Origin of the sequence: Pectobacterium sp. CHL-2024, assembly GCF_044751765.1 — a bacterium.
Taxonomy (GTDB): domain Bacteria; phylum Pseudomonadota; class Gammaproteobacteria; order Enterobacterales; family Enterobacteriaceae; genus Pectobacterium; species Pectobacterium brasiliense.
In genome coordinates this window covers 40669-57329 of sequence record NZ_JBIXKO010000002.1, presented here as the reverse complement: position 1 = coordinate 57329, position 16661 = coordinate 40669, and the positions used below count along the sequence as shown (strand labels likewise).

Annotated in this window: 14 protein-coding genes; 8 read left to right on the top strand and 6 right to left on the bottom strand. The window is 53.2% G+C overall.

The window, feature by feature from the left end:
• Nucleotides 1–8 precede the first annotated feature (8 nt).
• Nucleotides 9–2177, bottom strand: a complete 2169-nt coding sequence (locus tag ACIPUG_RS05170; RefSeq protein WP_400337667.1) for a TonB-dependent receptor plug domain-containing protein — start codon at nucleotides 2175–2177, stop codon at nucleotides 9–11.
• 408 nt (nucleotides 2178–2585) lie between these two features.
• Between ACIPUG_RS05170 and hutW the strand changes: the two genes are divergently transcribed.
• The 8 genes from hutW (at nucleotide 2586) to fdhE (ending at nucleotide 12234) form a co-directional block, all read left to right on the top strand.
• Nucleotides 2586–3899: a heme anaerobic degradation radical SAM methyltransferase ChuW/HutW gene (hutW, locus tag ACIPUG_RS05165; RefSeq protein WP_400337664.1), complete on the top strand. Its 1314-nt coding sequence runs from the start codon at nucleotides 2586–2588 to the stop codon at nucleotides 3897–3899.
• A 14-nt stretch (nucleotides 3900–3913) separates the two neighbouring features.
• Complete coding sequence (hutX, locus tag ACIPUG_RS05160; protein WP_014916014.1) at nucleotides 3914–4414, top strand: heme utilization cystosolic carrier protein HutX; 501 nt, start codon at nucleotides 3914–3916, stop codon at nucleotides 4412–4414.
• Entirely contained in the window at nucleotides 4411–5040 is a 630-nt protein-coding gene (locus tag ACIPUG_RS05155) for an NAD(P)H-binding protein (protein ID WP_400337661.1), read from the top strand. The genes hutX and ACIPUG_RS05155 overlap by 4 nt, the downstream gene beginning before the upstream one ends.
• Nucleotides 5041–5200: 160 nt before the next feature.
• Nucleotides 5201–5677 carry a YlaC family protein gene (locus ACIPUG_RS05150; protein ID WP_039281801.1) on the top strand — a complete coding sequence of 159 codons (477 nt, stop codon included), beginning with the start codon at nucleotides 5201–5203 and terminating at the stop codon, nucleotides 5675–5677.
• 397 nt (nucleotides 5678–6074) lie between these two features.
• A complete protein-coding gene (locus ACIPUG_RS05145; RefSeq protein WP_400337658.1) occupies nucleotides 6075–8504 on the top strand; it encodes a membrane-bound PQQ-dependent dehydrogenase, glucose/quinate/shikimate family in 2430 nt (809 codons plus the stop codon).
• Nucleotides 8505–8785: 281 nt separating this feature from the next.
• The gene (locus ACIPUG_RS05140) at nucleotides 8786–9508 is read left to right on the top strand and encodes a glutamine amidotransferase (RefSeq protein WP_039281799.1); all 723 of its coding nucleotides are present in this window, start codon (nucleotides 8786–8788) and stop codon (nucleotides 9506–9508) included.
• Between the two features lie 108 nt (nucleotides 9509–9616).
• Nucleotides 9617–11056 (top strand): PLP-dependent aminotransferase family protein, encoded by a 1440-nt coding sequence (locus ACIPUG_RS05135; RefSeq protein ID WP_400337655.1) that lies wholly within the window; start codon nucleotides 9617–9619, stop codon nucleotides 11054–11056.
• A gap of 248 nt (nucleotides 11057–11304) precedes the next feature.
• On the top strand, nucleotides 11305–12234 hold the full coding sequence (fdhE, locus tag ACIPUG_RS05130) for a formate dehydrogenase accessory protein FdhE (RefSeq protein ID WP_039497485.1): 930 nt from the start codon (nucleotides 11305–11307) through the stop codon (nucleotides 12232–12234).
• Nucleotides 12235–12323: 89 nt separating this feature from the next.
• On the opposite strand, the gene ACIPUG_RS05125 is transcribed toward fdhE, so the two are convergent.
• From ACIPUG_RS05125 to ACIPUG_RS05105, 5 genes are read right to left on the bottom strand one after another with little or no spacing between them, the layout of a single operon-like run.
• Nucleotides 12324–12644, bottom strand: a complete 321-nt coding sequence (locus ACIPUG_RS05125) for a DUF202 domain-containing protein (protein WP_400337652.1) — start codon at nucleotides 12642–12644, stop codon at nucleotides 12324–12326.
• A 3-nt stretch (nucleotides 12645–12647) separates the two neighbouring features.
• A complete protein-coding gene (locus ACIPUG_RS05120; RefSeq protein WP_014916006.1) occupies nucleotides 12648–13013 on the bottom strand; it encodes a YidH family protein in 366 nt (121 codons plus the stop codon).
• A gap of 14 nt (nucleotides 13014–13027) precedes the next feature.
• Entirely contained in the window at nucleotides 13028–14041 is a 1014-nt protein-coding gene (locus tag ACIPUG_RS05115) for a MurR/RpiR family transcriptional regulator (RefSeq protein ID WP_233989431.1), read from the bottom strand.
• Nucleotides 13992–14873 carry an aldose epimerase gene (locus tag ACIPUG_RS05110; protein WP_400337649.1) on the bottom strand — a complete coding sequence of 294 codons (882 nt, stop codon included), beginning with the start codon at nucleotides 14871–14873 and terminating at the stop codon, nucleotides 13992–13994. The genes ACIPUG_RS05115 and ACIPUG_RS05110 overlap by 50 nt, the downstream gene beginning before the upstream one ends.
• Before the next feature lie 10 nt (nucleotides 14874–14883).
• The gene (locus tag ACIPUG_RS05105) at nucleotides 14884–16644 is read right to left on the bottom strand and encodes a sulfatase (RefSeq protein ID WP_400337646.1); all 1761 of its coding nucleotides are present in this window, start codon (nucleotides 16642–16644) and stop codon (nucleotides 14884–14886) included.
• Between the last annotated feature and the right edge of the window lie 17 nt (nucleotides 16645–16661).

Genomic DNA, 16661 nt, shown 5'->3' with positions numbered 1-16661 from the left:
CATGATGCTTAGAATGAGAACGCCGCGCCAATCGCGGTGCTGAAGCCGGATGCGGGAATACTTTCATGCGCGGTGGTATAGCGCTTATCCAGCAGGTTATTCAGCGCCAGCGTGACCTGGTATTGATTCTCGCTACCGAAGGTGCTGGTAAATTCCAGATTAGCCGTTGCCCAACCGCTGTGCTGGACGGCGGTATCTGCCGTTTCATCCTTCGCACGTGAGGCTGCCCGGAGGTAGAGATCAGACTCCAGCTCCATACGTTCGAACAGCATGATGTTTTTGACCCCGACGCGGCCAGTAAAGGTGGGTTCACCGGTGCGATAGGTGCTGCGAGTTGGCAATTCCAGCTCACGGCGGATGATGTTGCCGTTAACGTAAGGAGACAGCGTCCAGCCGAGGTATTCCGCATACATCTCCATCCCGTACGTGGTCGCACGGTTGGCGTTGGCGTAGTAGCGGCTGCTGCTGTCCGTACTGCCGGAACAGACGGCGTTACCGGCGCAGTTCAGCGTGGTGATGTAGTCTTTGGCGCGTGAATGGTAGATCGCGCTGTCCAGCAGCCAGCTATCGTCTTTATAGCGCATGCCGACTTCATGGTTATCCGACTTTTCCGCTTTCAGATTGGCGTTGCCGTAAGTGGTGCTCCCGCCGGCCGCCGTGTCGTAAAACTTATGCGTCAGGGTAGGGTAGACATAACCTTGCGCAAAGGAGGCGCGCAGCTGGATATTGTCAAAGCCGGAATAGCGCAGGCTGCTGGCGGTGACGAGTGTACTGTCACTTTCCTTCGCGGCGGCGGACGTACTGTTGTTCGGCATTACCATACCGTTCATTCTCACGGTGCCTGTCTTCTGGCCACCGTAGGAGAGTGATTCAACCCAGTATTGACGCGCACCCAGCGTCCACGTCCAGTCCGGTGTTATTTTCCATTCATCCTGCGCGAACAGCGCCCAGCTATTTTGCCGCCAGTGGTTATTGGATATTGAGCTTGGATTAACCGACAGAGAAGGCATTCCCATGGGCGATAACGATCCCGTTACCCGGACATCGGAGAAGGCATTTTGCTTCACGACATCGGAGAGCCATTGTCCCCCTGCGATCAGCGTGTGTCCGGCTAATGGCGTGATATCCGCTTGTAAGGTCAACCCCCGGCTGGTCTGCTTGTCGTCGGTGCCTGTACTCATCGCCATTTTGCCTTGATAAAGCGCCATGCCGTTATAGCGCAGCGGATTACCGCTCTGCGACAGATCGTTACGGAATTCGCGTTTGATATTTTGCTGATAGGCATCCAGATGCAGGTTTTTCAGCACATCACCGCCGATCTGCCAGTCATAAAACAGGCCGACCTTCTTTCTTTCCAGTTCAGGAATGCGCACGCTGAAGCTGTCGTATTCATCCGAATCGGTGTAGGTCTGCGTGCTGAGTTTGAAGCTGTCCAGCGACAGGCCGAGTTTATGATCGCCAAGGCGATAGCCGAGCCAGGCGGACTGCCCGCTGTTGCGGAAATGAGTATCCGGCAGGCGGCCATCCGGCGTGCTGCGGTTGCCCTGATCGCTATAGCTGCCGCTGAGGCGATAGTCAAAATTACCGATGGAGCCGTAGGCTAAACCCGATTCCTGCCAGCCTGCGGTCGCGCTGTCATAAACGGCTTTGATTTTGCCGCTCAGCGGTTTGTCTCCGCCTTTGCGGGTAATAAAGTTGATCACGCCGCCGATAGCCTGCGAGCCATATAATACTGAATGCGGGCCTTTCACGACTTCAATGCGTTCAATATAAGAAGGATCGATTAATAATCCGAGGCTGTAATTGGGGCCGGCGCGTTGATAGGTGACTTCCTGTCCGTCAATTAACACTAATACACGTGAGGCTTCTTCGCCGCGAATACGTATTTGTTTCCGACCGGCTAATGCGGTATCGGTAATATCGACGCCGGGAATATCACGCAGCGCTTCGGCAATAGAATCACCCGTATATTTATTCAGCTTTTCATTATCGATGACCTGCATTGTGACCGGACTTTCCCATAAATTCTGTTTCGTTCTCCCTGCACTAATAACGGTTATTTCATCGCTGTTTGTGGTCGAATGATTTGTAGATGAATCGTTTGGAGCTGCATTAATTGCGCCGCTATAAATAGCAGGCAGCATAAAGAGAGCCCAGTGTGTGGCCTTTTTATTCATGGCTTTTTCTCTGAAAAGTTAATGATTATCATTAACGTTATCATTTGGGCGAGAGCGGCGATAATTAAATTTGAATGAATATTAAAAAATGTGACTGCAATCTCATTTATTATTAAGTAAGGACTTGCAATATTTTATTGGTTGTTAAGTTAACGAATTTTAATGTAGTGATTTTTGTTTTCATTTATTTAACATTTAAAACAGGCTCAGTGGATTAATACTATGAAAATCATAAGAAATAACCGTATTTATTTATATCTGCAATTTTAACCAAAATAAGCAAATCGGTTAATTTAAAGAGAAAATGACGCGAAAAGAATAATCCTCCTCCTTTCTGCCAGTTGGGCTGGTTGCCAAATAAAAATAATTATCATTTAATTTATTTTATTGATTATTTGGGGGCCGTTAATGAACATCGATTTGACGCCGTATTATGCCGAGCCCGGTGAGCAGCCTTTTGGCGCCCGACGTATGGCAATGCCTTGGCGCAACCATATGCCGCTTTCACCAGAACAGATTCCTGCCGGTTGGCAGGCGCTGAAGCAGCAGACAGTGCCTGCGCGTAAGCGCCTGCTCTATCTGCACATTCCTTTCTGCGCCACGCACTGTACGTTCTGCGGTTTTTATCAAAATAAGCTGCGTGATGACAGCACGGCGACCTATACCCGTTATCTGTTGCAGGAATTGGCGATGGAAGCGGACAGCCCGCTGCATCAGTCTGCGCCGATTCATGCGGTGTACTTTGGTGGGGGGACGCCAACGGCGCTGGCGGCCGATGAGCTGTCGCAGATCATTCGCGCGATCCGTACTTCTCTGCCGCTGGCACCGGACTGTGAAATCACAGTAGAAGGGCGGGCGATGGATTTTGACGATGAGCGAATTGATGCCTGTCTGGATGCCGGAGCGAACCGCTTCTCCATCGGGATTCAGACGTTCGATACCCGTATTCGTCAGCGTATGGCGCGTACGTCGGATAAGCAGCAGTCAATTCGTTTCCTTGAGCGTCTGTGCGAGCGAGACCGAGCCGCTGTAGTGTGCGATCTGATGTTTGGTCTACCGGAGCAAACGCCGGAAATCTGGCGCGAAGATTTGGCTATCGTCAGCGATTTACCGTTAGACGGCGTCGATCTGTATGCGCTGAATCTGTTACCAACCACGCCGCTGGCGAAAGCGGCCGAAAACCAGCGTGTGGCACTGCCTGATGTGGTTGCCCGCCGTGATTTTTACCGGACTGGCGCGGCGTTTTTGGCCGATGCTGGCTGGCACCAGCTTAGCAACAGCCATTGGGCGCGCACTACGCGTGAACGTAACCTGTATAACCTGCTGATTAAACAAGGCGCGGACTGTCTGGCAATGGGCAGCGGCGCGGGCGGCAATATAAACGGGCAAGCCTACATGATGGAACGCAGCCTGGAGCGCTATTACCAGCAGATCGATCAGGGGCAAAAACCGATCATGATGATGACGCCAGCCAGTCCTACCGGGCCGTGGCAGCATCAGCTTCAGGCGGGTATTGAGGTCGGTCGTATCAAGCTGCCTCAACTGACCCGACATGCCCGTGAACTTCAGCCGTTGCTTAGCCAATGGCATCAGGCCGGGTTGACCTGTGACGATTCCACCTGCCTGCGCCTGACCAACGATGGCCGCTTCTGGGCGAATAACCTGATGCAGGCATTACAACAAATTATCCCCCAGCTTAATGCCGAAGAGCATGCGCACTAACCGGAGACGCAACCATGACTATGACACTGAATGAATTACTGGCAACCAACCCTGATGGAACACTGGAAGAGATTGCCGGAAAATATAATACCTCGCTGTTTGCTGTCGTAGAGGCCTTGCCTGCGGCGCAGCGTACGCTGGCGGCAGGCGATCGTTTCGATCACGTCTGGGACACGATTGCGACCTGGGGTGAAGTGACGCTAATCAGCCACACGGCGGACGCGATTCTGGAATTCAAGAGCGAGCTGCCAACCGGTACGCATCGCCACGGTTACTTTAACCTGCGTGGCAAAAATGGCCTGAGCGGGCATATCCGCGCAACGAGCTGTCAGCACATTGCGTTTATTGAACGTAAATTCATGGGGATGGACACGGCGTCCGTGGTGTTCTTTAATGCCAGCGGTGCAGCGATGTTTAAAATTTTCCTTGGACGAGACAGCCACCGCCAGCTGTTGAGCGCTCAGGTTGAGGCGTTCCGTGCGCTGGCGAGTGAATTACAACCGGAGCAGGTATGACGTGGTTACTTTTCGGCGCAGGCAATGGAGTCGGCGCCTGCTTATTACAGCGCGCTATTGAGTGCGAGCAGGCGGTCGTACTCGTATTACGTAATCCTGAACAGGCCAAACACTGGCGTGAGCAGGGAATGACGGTAGTAGCAGGCGATGCCTGCGACCCGGAAACGGTCGCGGAAGCCTGTCGTGTGGCGGGGCCTTCTGCCATTGTGGTATCGACAATGGGCGGCGGTACGGTAAATTATCAGGGTCATCGCACGGTGATCGATGGTGCTGAACAGGCAGGTCTTAAACGTATGTTGCTGGTGACGTCACTGGGCTGCGGCGATAGCTGGCCGCTGTTGTCGCCACGCGCCAGAGCCGCGTTTGGCTTCGCGGTGCGTGAGAAATCGCTGGCAGAAAGCTGGTTGCAAAGCAGTACGTTGGATCACTGTATTGTTCGTCCCGGCGGTCTGCTGGACGTGGTCGCGACGCACAATGCAAAACTGACGCAGGGTACTGCTACGTTGGGATTGGTGTCACGCTGGGATGTCGCGCTGGCGGTTGATCAACTGTTACAGCAACCCGTGTTTGGCAATCACATCTACAATCTGATCGATCCCGATCTCACGATGCCCGCCATTCCGTAATCTCCGCCATTCTGTCACCGAGGTTGCCGGGGTAATCCATCCCGGCATCCGGCAAACTGTTATAGTTAATCTGTCGAAAACTGTATCTGTTATCTCTCATGGGGCTATGTTCTAATCGATGCCAGCAGTGTTGTATTCCTCAAGCACGATGGTGATGATGATGGATGAAGTAAAACGCCTTCTGACCGAAGAGATCGAACGTATTAATCGGGAAGAGAAACGCGACAATAAAATACGTTTTAGCCGCAAATTCATGCAGTCACACCCCTATCTGTTTGCCGCGATGCTGGTGAGCTACGTGCCGGTCGCGATCATCCTCTTTTATGCCCCTTATTTTGGTTTACCGTATCTGATCGGCTTCACGGTTTTCCTGCTGGTGATGACGCTGGCGCTCTCGGTAGATATCAACCCGACCTATCGCTTTGAAGACATTGATACGCTGGATCTCCGTGTTTGTTATAACGGCGAGTGGTTTACGGTCCGCCACGTATCACAGGACACGCAGGATAAGCTGCTACGCAACGAGCAGGTGCCATCAGCCGTGAAAGCAGGGATAGAGCAAATTCGACGTACGAAAGGTGACGTTGATTTCTACGATGTTTTCTCGCTAGCCTACCGCAAGCAACCTTCTGCCTGAACGATATAAAACAGCCTGCCTTTATATAAAAGAACGATTATATAAAATAACGGCTGTTTATATTCCCTCTATTTATCATCACAATAAGAAACTTTTATTATTCGATTTTCCTTGCGGATATCTCATCCGATCAAGGTAAATCCTTATTAAATCAAATGTTATAGAAATTTTATTTTCTTATTAAGAAAATGCAATATGATTGTGACCCTTTAAAAAACATCTACGCTATGTAAGTGGGGCGGAAACGATATATCCAGCATATTTATGCGGTTCTCGATCCTCGTTCTCGCTTTTCTAAAACACTAACGTAATGCATTCCTTTCTTCATCATTGTGTTAGATGTGGGGCAAATGAAATGATGTGAAGACAAGGTTTGCTCATATTGATGGAATTTTCTATGGCAAAACCACTTGTGTCCAGGTTGCAGGGTATCTGGCTGCTAATCTTGGGGTTAATCGTAACGGCGATAGGTGCTTTTTTTGCCTATTATGGTGCCAAACTGATTGGTTTGGGGGGGAGCCCTTATTTTCTGGTATCCGGTGTGGTACTGCTGATTTCCGGCGTACTGCTCTGGCGTAAAAATGTCTTCGGCGCTTATTTGTACGGTGCCGTTTTGTTGGGAACCGTTATTTGGGCATTGTGGGACGTGGGGCTGGATTTCTGGCCGTTGGTATCGCGTTTGCTCACGCTGACAGGGATTGCCATTCTGGTTGCGCTGTCATTACCTCTCTTGCGTAACTCCGCGGGTAAGCAACCTGCTTGGCGTGTTGCTGGACTTTCTGCTGGCGTACTGGCGCTGGCCTTTGTTGCCACCGTCGCCGGGATGTTCGTTCCCCATGCGCCGGTGCCTTCTTCCGGTGCTCAACTGCCGCTCGTCCCTGTTAAGCCCGGTGAAGAACAGCAAAACTGGAGCAATTACGGTAACACTTCTGGTGCGTCGCGTTTTGTCGCGTTGGATCAGGTCACGCGTGATAACGTGAAAGATCTCCAGGTCGCGTGGACGTACCGCACGGGTGATGTGCCGCAAAGTCCGGGCGGCGGCGGTGCTGAAGATCAGCAGACTCCGTTGCAAGTGGGTAACCGTTTATTCCTGTGTACTCCGCATAACAACATTATCGCGGTGGATGCCACAAGCGGTAAACAGTTGTGGAAAACGGAAATCGGCGCGCACCAGAAAAAGTGGATGCGCTGTCGTGGCCTGGCCTATTTTGATGCTACACAGCCGCTAGCGCAGCCTGTCGTTCCGGGATCTACGCCAGTGGCGCAGGTTTCTGTGCCTGCTGGTGCAGTCTGTCAGCGTCGTATTCTGATGAATAGCGTAACGCCAGAGCTGATCGCCGTGGATGCAGATACCGGGGCATTTTGTCCGGATTTTGGCACCAATGGCCGGGTTGATCTCAGCGATCACATGGGTAAGGGCAGCGATAAGGGGCAATATTATCCGACGTCAGCGCCCACATTGGCAGGGACGACTATCGTTATTGGCGGCAGGGTCGCGGATAACGTCAGTATTGATATGCCCGGCGGCGTCGTTCGCGGGTTTGATGTCATTACTGGCAAACTGAGTTGGGCATTTGATCCCGGTAACCCGCAAGAGACGACAGAACCAGCACAAGGTCAGGATTATACGCGTTCGACACCGAATGTGTGGGCACCGATGTCCTACGATCCGCAGTCCAATACGGTATTCATGCCGACAGGGAGTGCCGCGATCGACCTGTGGGGCGTCAAGCGTAGCGATCTGGATCGTAAATTTGGCGCGTCAATGGTGGCTGTTGATGCTTCCACGGGACAGGTCAAGTGGGTCTATCAGACTGTCCATGATGATTTGTGGGACTTTGATGTGCCGATGCAGCCTTCCTTCGTCGATTTCCCTGGCGAAAATGGCAAAAGCGTACCCGCACTGGTGTTTGGCACCAAAGCAGGCCAGCTCTTCGTTCTTGACCGGATGACGGGAAAACCGTTGACGAAAGTCGAAGAGAGGAACGTCGAGCAGGGTGACATTCCGAGTGAAGTGTATTCGCCGACTCAGCCTGTTTCCGTCGGTATGCCGCAGATTGGCGCGGATGTTCTCAAAGAGTCCGATATGTGGGGAGCTACGCCGTTCGACCAGTTGCTCTGCCGCGTCCACTTCAAATCTAAACGTTACAATGGGCTGTTTACCCCGCCGGGACACGATCCGTCACTCAACCTGCCGGGCTCTTTAGGTGGCATGAACTGGGGCGGGCTCTCTACGGATCCGGTGAATAACTACCTGTTTGTCAACGATATGAGAGTGGGGCTTGAGGTTCAGCTTGTGCCGACGTCGGCAGAGGATAAAGGTAAGAAAAGTGATGGTAACGAAGCGGCCAGCATTGATCGTCCGGTACCGCTGGATGGCACGCCGTATTCGGTTAATGCGAAAGTGCGTTTCATGTCGCCTATTGAGATTCCTTGCCAGAAACCGCCATTTGGCACGCTGACTGCGGTGGATTTAAAAACGCAGAAAATTGCCTGGCAGATTCCGGTGGGAACGGTAGAAGATACGGGACCGTTCGGTATTAAGATGGGACTGCCAATTCCGATTGGTATGCCAACGATTGGCGGCACGCTGGCCACTCAGGGCGGTCTGGTATTTATCGCCTCCACGCAAGATTACTATCTGCGTGCCTTTGATAGCTCGACGGGTAAAGAGGTATGGAAAGCGCGACTGCCAGTGGGAAGCCAGAGTACGCCAATCAGCTACAAGTCTCCGGTTGATGGTAAGCAGTATGTCGTTATCTCGGCAGGCGGCGCGCGTAACTCACCGGATCGCGGGGATTATGTTGTTGCCTATCGGCTTCCGTGATCGAGGCATGATGTGTTGCTTCTGAAGCGATAAGCGTTGATAAAAGGCCGCCTGTTGTTAAGGTGGCCTTTTACTATCCAGTGCATACACATATTCAGCATATGTACATATCCAGCGCATGACATGGGTAGGAATCGTATTACGTTAGTGCTACGTTCATTGAAGACACAGGACGTTACACGCTTGTAGTTTTTCAACCGAATGGCTTTTCAAGATGAAGCGTTTTTCAAGACGAATGGCTTTTCAAATTTGTGATTTTCAAATATGGGCAGAACAGGACGATGAGCGAAAAGGTATTGCTGGTGATTCAGTTGGGCCAACCGCCGGAAGGCATTGCGTCTCAGGTTGGGCAACAGGGGAAGTGGTTTACCGATGCGGTGCAGGGGAACACGCAGCCGGTGCAGGTGGTCCGTCCCGATCTCGGGGAGCGACTGCCGTCGTTTGATACGCTGGCGGCGGTGGTAATCTCCGGTTCGTGGTCGATGGTTACCGATCGACTGGACTGGAGCGAATATACCGCAGGCTGGCTGCGTGAAGCGTATTACGCGGATGTTCCGCTGCTGGGCGTGTGCTATGGGCACCAACTGCTCGCCGATGCGCTGGGCGGTAAAGTAGGAGATAACCCGAACGGCAAGGAAGTGGGCGTTCAGGTTGTGACAACCCATGAAGCTGCTGCGCAAGACATCTTACTGCGTGATTATCCGCCGCAGTTTGGTGCTTATCTGACCCATCAGCAATCCGTGCTGGAACCGCCTGAAGGTGCACAAGTGCTGGCAAGTTCAGAGATGGATGGCTGCCAGATTATCCGCTACAGCGATAAAGTCCTGACCGTGCAATTTCACCCGGAATTCAGTGCGGACATCATGCTGACGTGCCTGCGTCATAATGAAGCGGCGCTACGACAGGGCGGCTGGGATGTCGATCGGATGATGGATATTCCGCAGGAACCCGTCTGGGCGCGCAAGATTCTGCTGGATTTTGTACAACGCTACGCGGCGAAATAGTCCTCGCACAACGCATTGTTCTTGATAAAGCATCCTTCTCGATCATGACCTGTCGGTGGTGATCGAGCTAAAAATAATGACAGACTCACCCAGCGAAACCGTAGCGCTATGGCAAAGTTTGAACAGCTCGCTCACCAGATCCGTGAGCAGCTTCAGGAAGGGATCTGGCAGCCGGGCGACAAACTGCCCTCGCTGCGGGAAAAATCACTGCATTCGGGTATGAGCCTGATGACCGTGCTGCACGCCTATCAGCTGCTGGAAAGTCAGGGGCTGATTGTGTCGCGTCCACAGTCGGGCTATTACGCGGCACCAAAGCTGTCCACGCTACCAGCAGACAGCCTGCATTCGCCCGTGGGGCAGGAGCGCGTTCAACTGACCGAAGACGTGGACGTCAACGCGTTCATTTTTGATGTGCTTCAGGCCAGCAAAGATCCGGCGGTCATGCCGTTCGGATCGGCGTTTCCCGATCCACAGCTCTTCCCACAGCGTCAGTTGACGCGCTCGCTGGCCTCGGTGGCGCGTCATATGCAGCCACACAGCGCGCTGGATAACTTGCCGCCGGGTAATGAAAGCCTGAGGAAGAACATCGCTCAGCGCTACGCGTTGCAGGGGATTGCCGTCTCGCCCGATGAGATTGTGATTACGGCGGGCGCGATGGAGTCCCTTAATCTCAGCCTTCAGGCTCTGACGGAACCGGGCGATTATGTGGTGATCGAATCTCCCGCTTTTTATGGCGCGTTACAGGCGATCGAACGCCTTAAACTCAAAGCGATTGCAATTGTGACCGATCCGCAGCAGGGCATCGATCTTGATGCATTGCAGCAGGCGCTGAACGACTATCCGATCAAAGCCTGCTGGCTGATGACCAATTTTCATAACCCGCTCGGTTGCACGCTGTCCTGGGAGAAGAAACAGCGGCTGGTGGCGATGCTGGAAAAGCACGGCGTCGGGCTGGTAGAGGATGATGTCTACAGCGAGCTTTATACGGGCCTGCAACGTCCGTTGCCCGCAAAAGCGTTGGATAAAAAAGGCACGATTCTGCACTGCTCCTCGTTTTCTAAAAATCTGGTGGCGGGGTTCCGCATCGGCTGGGTGGCGGCCGGAAGCTATGCGGGCAGCATTCAGCGTTTACAGCTGATGAGTACCTTATCAACCAGTGCACCCATGCAGTTGGCGATTGCGGATTATCTGGCGACCAGCAGCTATGACAGCCACCTGCGCCGCCTGCGCCGAGCGCTGGAACAGCGTAAACACGCGGCATTACAGTCGCTACGCCGGCATTTCCCGGGCGACGTCCTCATTAATCATTCGCAAGGTGGTTATTTTCTCTGGCTGGAGTTGCCTGAAGGCGTCAGCAGCACGGAGCTATACCGCCGCGCGCTGGAGCGGGGCGTCAGTATTGCGCCGGGGAAAATGTTCACGACCGGCGACAAATACGATCGTTATTTCCGCTTCAACGCCTCCTATGAATGGGATGAGCGCTGCGAACAAAGCGTGATCGTATTGGCAGCGCTGATTCGATCGCAGATAAGCGAGCGTCTGGCGTGATCTCCCCTTTAGAGGTGTGGAGATGTTTGCCGCTTTTCTGCTACTGTTTCCGTCATGGCGGAAGGTGACTGAATGGATGACGAAAAACAGCCATAACCTTGCCGGAAATCAGAAAGTCGCTAGTCACGATGCGTATAATGCCGACTAAAGGTGAGCTATACCCGCTATCTTTCGGACCGCGCTGGCGGCCTTCCTGCACCCCGAAATCTATCGGATAGACAACGTAAACAACAGGAAAAATCCCCCTGATGAGTATTCGCATTGTTCCTCAGGAACAGTTAGAACAGAACGAAAAATCGATGCCGGAAGGGAATATTCCTCCGTTGCTTTTTGCCAATCTGAAAAGCCTGTACAGCAGCCGCGCGGAGCGTCTGCGTCAGTTAGCTGAAGATCACCCGCTGGGGGACTATCTCACTTTCGCCGCAGGCGTGGTGGAAGCCCAGCAGAAGGTATTGCATGATCATCCGTTGAAGCTTGACCTGAGTGACGTGCTGAAACAGTCTGGTGAACGTCCGCCGCTTGATATCGCGGTGTTCCCGCGTGATGCGCACTGGCACACGCTGCTGCGTGCGCTGATCGAAGAATTAAAACCGGATGCCAGCGGACAGGTGTTATCTACGCTGGAGAATCTGGAAAAAGCCTCAGAGCAGGAGCTGGAAGAACAGGCAACGGCGCTGCTGCAACACGAATTTCGTGCCGAGAGCAATGATAAAGCCCCGTTCATCTGGGCGGCGCTGTCGCTGTTTTGGGCGCAGATGGCAAGCCAACTGCCCGGTAAAGCGCGTGCCGTACCCGGTGAACATCGCCAGTTCTGCCCCGTGTGCGGCAGTATTCCGGTATCGGGCGTGGTGCAGCTAGGTACGTCCAGCGGGCTGCGTTATCTGCACTGTAATCTGTGCGAAAGCGAGTGGCACATGGTGCGGGTGAAATGCAGCAACTGTGAAGAATCGAGCGAACTGAATTACTGGTCGCTGGATAGCGAAAACTCCGCCATTAAAGCGGAAAGCTGTGGCCACTGTGGCACGTATCTGAAGCTGCTATATCAGGAAAAAGATCACCGTGTAGAAGCCGTCGCCGACGATCTGGCGTCGCTGGTGCTGGATGTGAAAATGGAGGAAGAAGGTTTTTCTCGCAGTAGCATCAACCCGTTCCTGTTCCCGGAAAGTTCGATCGAATAATCCGTTTAATCGGTGAAGCACGTTTGGGCTTCACCGCCTTTCTTTTCAGAAAACCTTTTCTTTCAGAAAAAATGACAGAAAATCGGGGCCTACCACACGCCGCTGAAATGCAGCAGCAAGGCCAGAGCGGTGATGACAATCGATGAGGACGTGAGCACGATCAGCCCGTGGCTGGCGCGTGATAGCACCGGTTGGCAATAGGCGTTAAAGCGGTAGCGCAGAATCGCCAGCACCGACATCAACGCAGAAACGCACAAGAGCAGAATGGCGCAGGCAAACACTACTCGGCTGTCATTTACCATGCTCAGACGAAAACACAGCAGGCTGTTGATCAGCATCACAAACAGCGTACGTGACCAGGCCATGCCGGTTCGCTGTGGCTGTAACCCCGGATCGCGAGTCGTGTCCATGCGCTACCCGAACAGAATCATAGCGGCAAGCGCGATGGCAATGAGGGTGATGAACAGCGTCACGATCAGCAGCATTGGCGTATACGGCATGTCGCTTTCCTGACGCATCGCTTTCTCATTACTAACCCAGCGACGATACGCCAACGCACCGAGCAGTGCCGCGCTAACGACCAGCAACAGCGATAGCCCCTGACGCAACAGCGGATCGATGTGCACGGTAAATTGGTCGATACCCACCGCGCCGGCAAGAAACGCTAGCGCGGTGCGGATCCATGCCAGAAAGGTGCGCTCATTCGCCAATGAAAAACGGTAGTCCGGGGTTTTCCCCTGACTCCACCACGGTGTTTTGTCCTGTCTGGGTGTTGTCATGTTGTCGTCTGATTTCAGGTTGAATGTTGTTTAATGCGCTCTTTAATCAACAGCGCTTTGATTGAGATGCTCTGGCTGGAAAAATCTTTAAAGTTCTGTTTAGTGAGCTCGGTGCAGAGAAACTCGATCATGAAAAGCTGCGAAACACGGGTGCCGATAGAATCCCCCTGATAGCGTTCACTTTCGCCACAGGTTAACAGCACATAATTTCCTAAACTCGTGAGCGGCGAGTGTGTGCTGTGGGTTATTGCAAGCCGTGTGGCGCCTGCTTTTTCCGCGAGTTTAAAGGCATTCACCACTTCCGGGGTTTCGCCAGAGTGTGAAAACGCGACAACAAGATCGTCAGGCTTCAAATTCGCCAGTTTTAACGTCATTGAGAATCGGTCGGTAAAGGCATCGGAATCAATGCCGATACGGTTCATCTTGTCACGCGCTTCCAGTGCCGCAAGGCCAGATGCGCCGAAGCCGATAAACATCACGCGACGCGCCGAGATAAACAGACTGACTATCTGATTGATCGTCTGCATATCAATCAGATCGATGGTTTCCTTGACGGCTCTGTCTACCGTGAGGGCAATTTTCTGTGCGACATCGTGACGCGTATCATTCATCAGGATATCGGGAGTGGCGGGCAATGACAGATCGCTGTCATCAAACAGCTCACGATTCAGCGCACTTTTCAGTTCCAGCAGACCGGCATAGCCGATGTGTTTGCAGAACCGGACGATGGTCGCTTCACTCACGCCAATCTCCACTGCCAATTTCTTGACCGGCAATTGGGCAACCATGCTGGGGTTTTGCAGCACGTAATTGGCGATAGTCTGGTTCGTGTCGCTGAGGCCATGCAAGATATTCGCGATATACGTTCGAACTTTTTCTTTATTGATGCTCATGGGGGATTCCTGCGTCGCCATCGTACACAGAGCGTGCTGATTCTGAATCAGGCCTGTCGTACCGCTGCTGAATATTCCCCGCATTTTACCTTGCTCTTCCTTTTTCGTCTGCGTTGACGGTGAAGTTAAAGCCACATTCAAAGCGTTCTCCCGATTGTAGCGCCACAATACCCCGCTTGTGTCGCAATTCTCCTGTGAAATCGGGCGCGTCTGTCGTCCCAAAAAGCGGCTCAATACAGAGTAAATCGGCACCCGGCTCTGACCAGAGTGCGAGCCAAGGGTGCATATCGGTACAGAGTTGGATCAGGCTAGTCCCTGAGGGAGAAATAACGTCGATGGTCTGCTGCTCCGCATGGCTGAAATAGAGCGCGCCGTTGGCAAATGTCTCGGACGTTAACGGCAGCACGTCAGCAATGGGAGCGGGGGCCGCGTCGTTCACGATCAGTGTTCTCTGGTGGGTAGGCCACGGACCGCGGCAGCGCGCAGATGAAAAGCGGACGTGCCAACCGGGCTCCTGGCCAATTGGAATAGCAAATCCGGGATGTGAACCCAGCGAAAACCACAGCGTATTGTCATCGGTATTGACCAGCCGATAGCGAACCACCACACGCCTGTCGTGCAGTGCATAATGGACATCAAGCTGCCAGCGAAATGGCCACATCGCGAGCGTTTCTGGCGTGTCATAGCAGCGGAGGTGTAGCGCTTCCTGACGCTGTTCTACCACCGTAAACCGCTGGTGCCGCAAAAAACCATGTGCAGGTAACGGCCAGTGTTTACCGTAATGATAAACCCCCTGATGAACGAGTTGCCCGACAATAGGAAAAAGCAGCGGGGCGGTACTCTGCCAGCCCGTATCGCCGGGCTGCCAGAGCCATTCCCGCTGAGCATCCGTCAGGCTACGCATTTCCGCGCCGTTGGGATGCACTTGCAGCGTCAGCTGCGTATTACTCAGCGTTAATGTGTTCATCGTTTCCCTGTCAATCAATCCGCAAGAGCAGGCGCGCCTGATACACCAATTCCGGCTGTGCTGCCGGAGAAAATGCCGCCGCAATCATCAGGAAAATATCGCTTTCGCGCAGCATGGATGTTTGAGGAATCGATTGCAGCATCGCGGTGAGCGAGAGGTTGGCCGCTTTTCCTGCATTAATCAGCAGACGCAATGCTTCATAAACGCCGCGGTGTTCGCAACTGACATCCAGCCCAGCCAGTTCAGGATAGTGCTCATAGCGTGCCCGATCCTGCTGTTCCCGATCGGCACTTAGCGCATCGAGGCTGAAACGGGAATAGAGTTCAGGCGGGGCGTCATTTTCCCTGAATAGTGCGGCAATCTTCTGGGCATAGGCCATCGCCCGCTGTGGATCCTGCAACGCTTCTTTCTGCCGAGGATCATCAGCGACATTGAATAACTTGTCGCCATAGCGATAGGCGTTGAGGTAGCCAAAGGTAGCTGGGATCTTCATGACCTGCGCACCTTGGGTGAAATCAAATCCAGGGTGTAGTGTCATATGCCTAAAATCACCTAGCGCAAACGGGCTGTCGATGCGCGTGGGCATCAAAGTGTATTCAAACAGGTCCGTCTTGTCGTTTTGTCGCGGACCGCGCATGTAGACGTACTCACCGTCGGTGATATTCACGTGCCCGCCAAAGTACCCGTACAGCGCGCTGTCACGGATGGGCGTATCGTTTTCAATCGCCGGACGTAGCGGCCTGCCGTGCATGGTGGGCGGCAGCGGTACGTTGAAATAATCGAGCAGCGTGGCAGGAATATCGATGGTTTGTGCCAATGCCTGCCGCCGTTCTCCCTGAATCCCGTTACGAGGATCGCGTATGAAGAAGGGCGTGTTGGCGATTTCGTTATACACCGGCATGATATTTTTGCCCCACCACTGGTGCTCGCCCAGCAAAAATCCATGGTCGGTACACACGATAAACAGGGTGTCGTCCCACAGCCCGTTTGCCTTGAGGTTGTCCATTACCTTACCAAGATAATCGTCACACATCGTGACCAGCGCCTGATAAAACGTCTTCACCTTCTCGGCATGCTCAGGGCTTTCCGTCGCGCAGTAGTAGGGTGTCCAGCCATTGAAGTCTTCTGCCTTGCAACCGTACATGTCCAGATACTTTTGAGGCACAAAGAAGGGTTCATGGGGATCGAAGCATTCAATCTGCAAGAACCAGTTATCGTCGTCTTTGTTGTTATTGATGAAGTCCAGCCCGGCTTGAATCGTGCGCTCGGTATAGTGTTCTTTTTGGGTCGGCATCGCGGCGCGGTTGATGAAATCCTGCGTAATGCGCTTGGTTCGCCGCTGGCGCGTGTTTTCATCCTCCATGCCCTGATAGTGGATGGCGGGTTTGGCGACTTTGCCTTGCCAGCAGTCGCCTTCTTGCCCACGAATAAATTCAAAGGTGGAGTAGCGGGTATGGTAGGTTGCCCCACCATCACGCCAGTAGTGTTTGTGGTCGGTCACCATATGAGTGTGGATGCCGTGCTTGTCCAGCGCCTGCGGCATGGAGAAATCAAACGGTTCCAGCGGCCCCCAGCTGCGATGCAGGAAGTTATATCGACCGGTATGAAGCTCGCGCCGTGCCGGCATGCAGGGCATGCTGCCGACATAAAAGTTATCGAACTGCACCGACTCCTGCGCCAAACGGGCAAAGTTCGGTGTAATCGCCCCGCCGCCATAGGGCGAGAGGTGGTTACGGGTCAGCGTATCGAACATCAACATGACAGCTTTCATTTTCTTATCCTTGCTAA

Excerpts from the sequence above, each read along its gene's own strand:
- ACIPUG_RS05170 (WP_400337667.1), bottom strand. The coding sequence starts at position 2,177 with ATGAATAAAAAGGCCACACACTGGGCTCTCTTTATGCTGCCTGCTATT.
- hutW (WP_400337664.1), top strand. The coding sequence starts at position 2,586 with ATGAACATCGATTTGACGCCGTATTATGCCGAGCCCGGTGAGCAGCCT.
- hutX (WP_014916014.1), top strand. The coding sequence starts at position 3,914 with ATGACTATGACACTGAATGAATTACTGGCAACCAACCCTGATGGAACA.
- ACIPUG_RS05155 (WP_400337661.1), top strand. The coding sequence starts at position 4,411 with ATGACGTGGTTACTTTTCGGCGCAGGCAATGGAGTCGGCGCCTGCTTA.
- ACIPUG_RS05150 (WP_039281801.1), top strand. The coding sequence starts at position 5,201 with ATGGATGAAGTAAAACGCCTTCTGACCGAAGAGATCGAACGTATTAAT.
- ACIPUG_RS05145 (WP_400337658.1), top strand. The coding sequence starts at position 6,075 with ATGGCAAAACCACTTGTGTCCAGGTTGCAGGGTATCTGGCTGCTAATC.
- ACIPUG_RS05140 (WP_039281799.1), top strand. The coding sequence starts at position 8,786 with ATGAGCGAAAAGGTATTGCTGGTGATTCAGTTGGGCCAACCGCCGGAA.
- ACIPUG_RS05135 (WP_400337655.1), top strand. The coding sequence starts at position 9,617 with ATGGCAAAGTTTGAACAGCTCGCTCACCAGATCCGTGAGCAGCTTCAG.
- fdhE (WP_039497485.1), top strand. The coding sequence starts at position 11,305 with ATGAGTATTCGCATTGTTCCTCAGGAACAGTTAGAACAGAACGAAAAA.
- ACIPUG_RS05125 (WP_400337652.1), bottom strand. The coding sequence starts at position 12,644 with ATGGACACGACTCGCGATCCGGGGTTACAGCCACAGCGAACCGGCATG.
- ACIPUG_RS05120 (WP_014916006.1), bottom strand. The coding sequence starts at position 13,013 with ATGACAACACCCAGACAGGACAAAACACCGTGGTGGAGTCAGGGGAAA.
- ACIPUG_RS05110 (WP_400337649.1), bottom strand. The coding sequence starts at position 14,873 with ATGAACACATTAACGCTGAGTAATACGCAGCTGACGCTGCAAGTGCAT.
- ACIPUG_RS05105 (WP_400337646.1), bottom strand. The coding sequence starts at position 16,644 with ATGAAAGCTGTCATGTTGATGTTCGATACGCTGACCCGTAACCACCTC.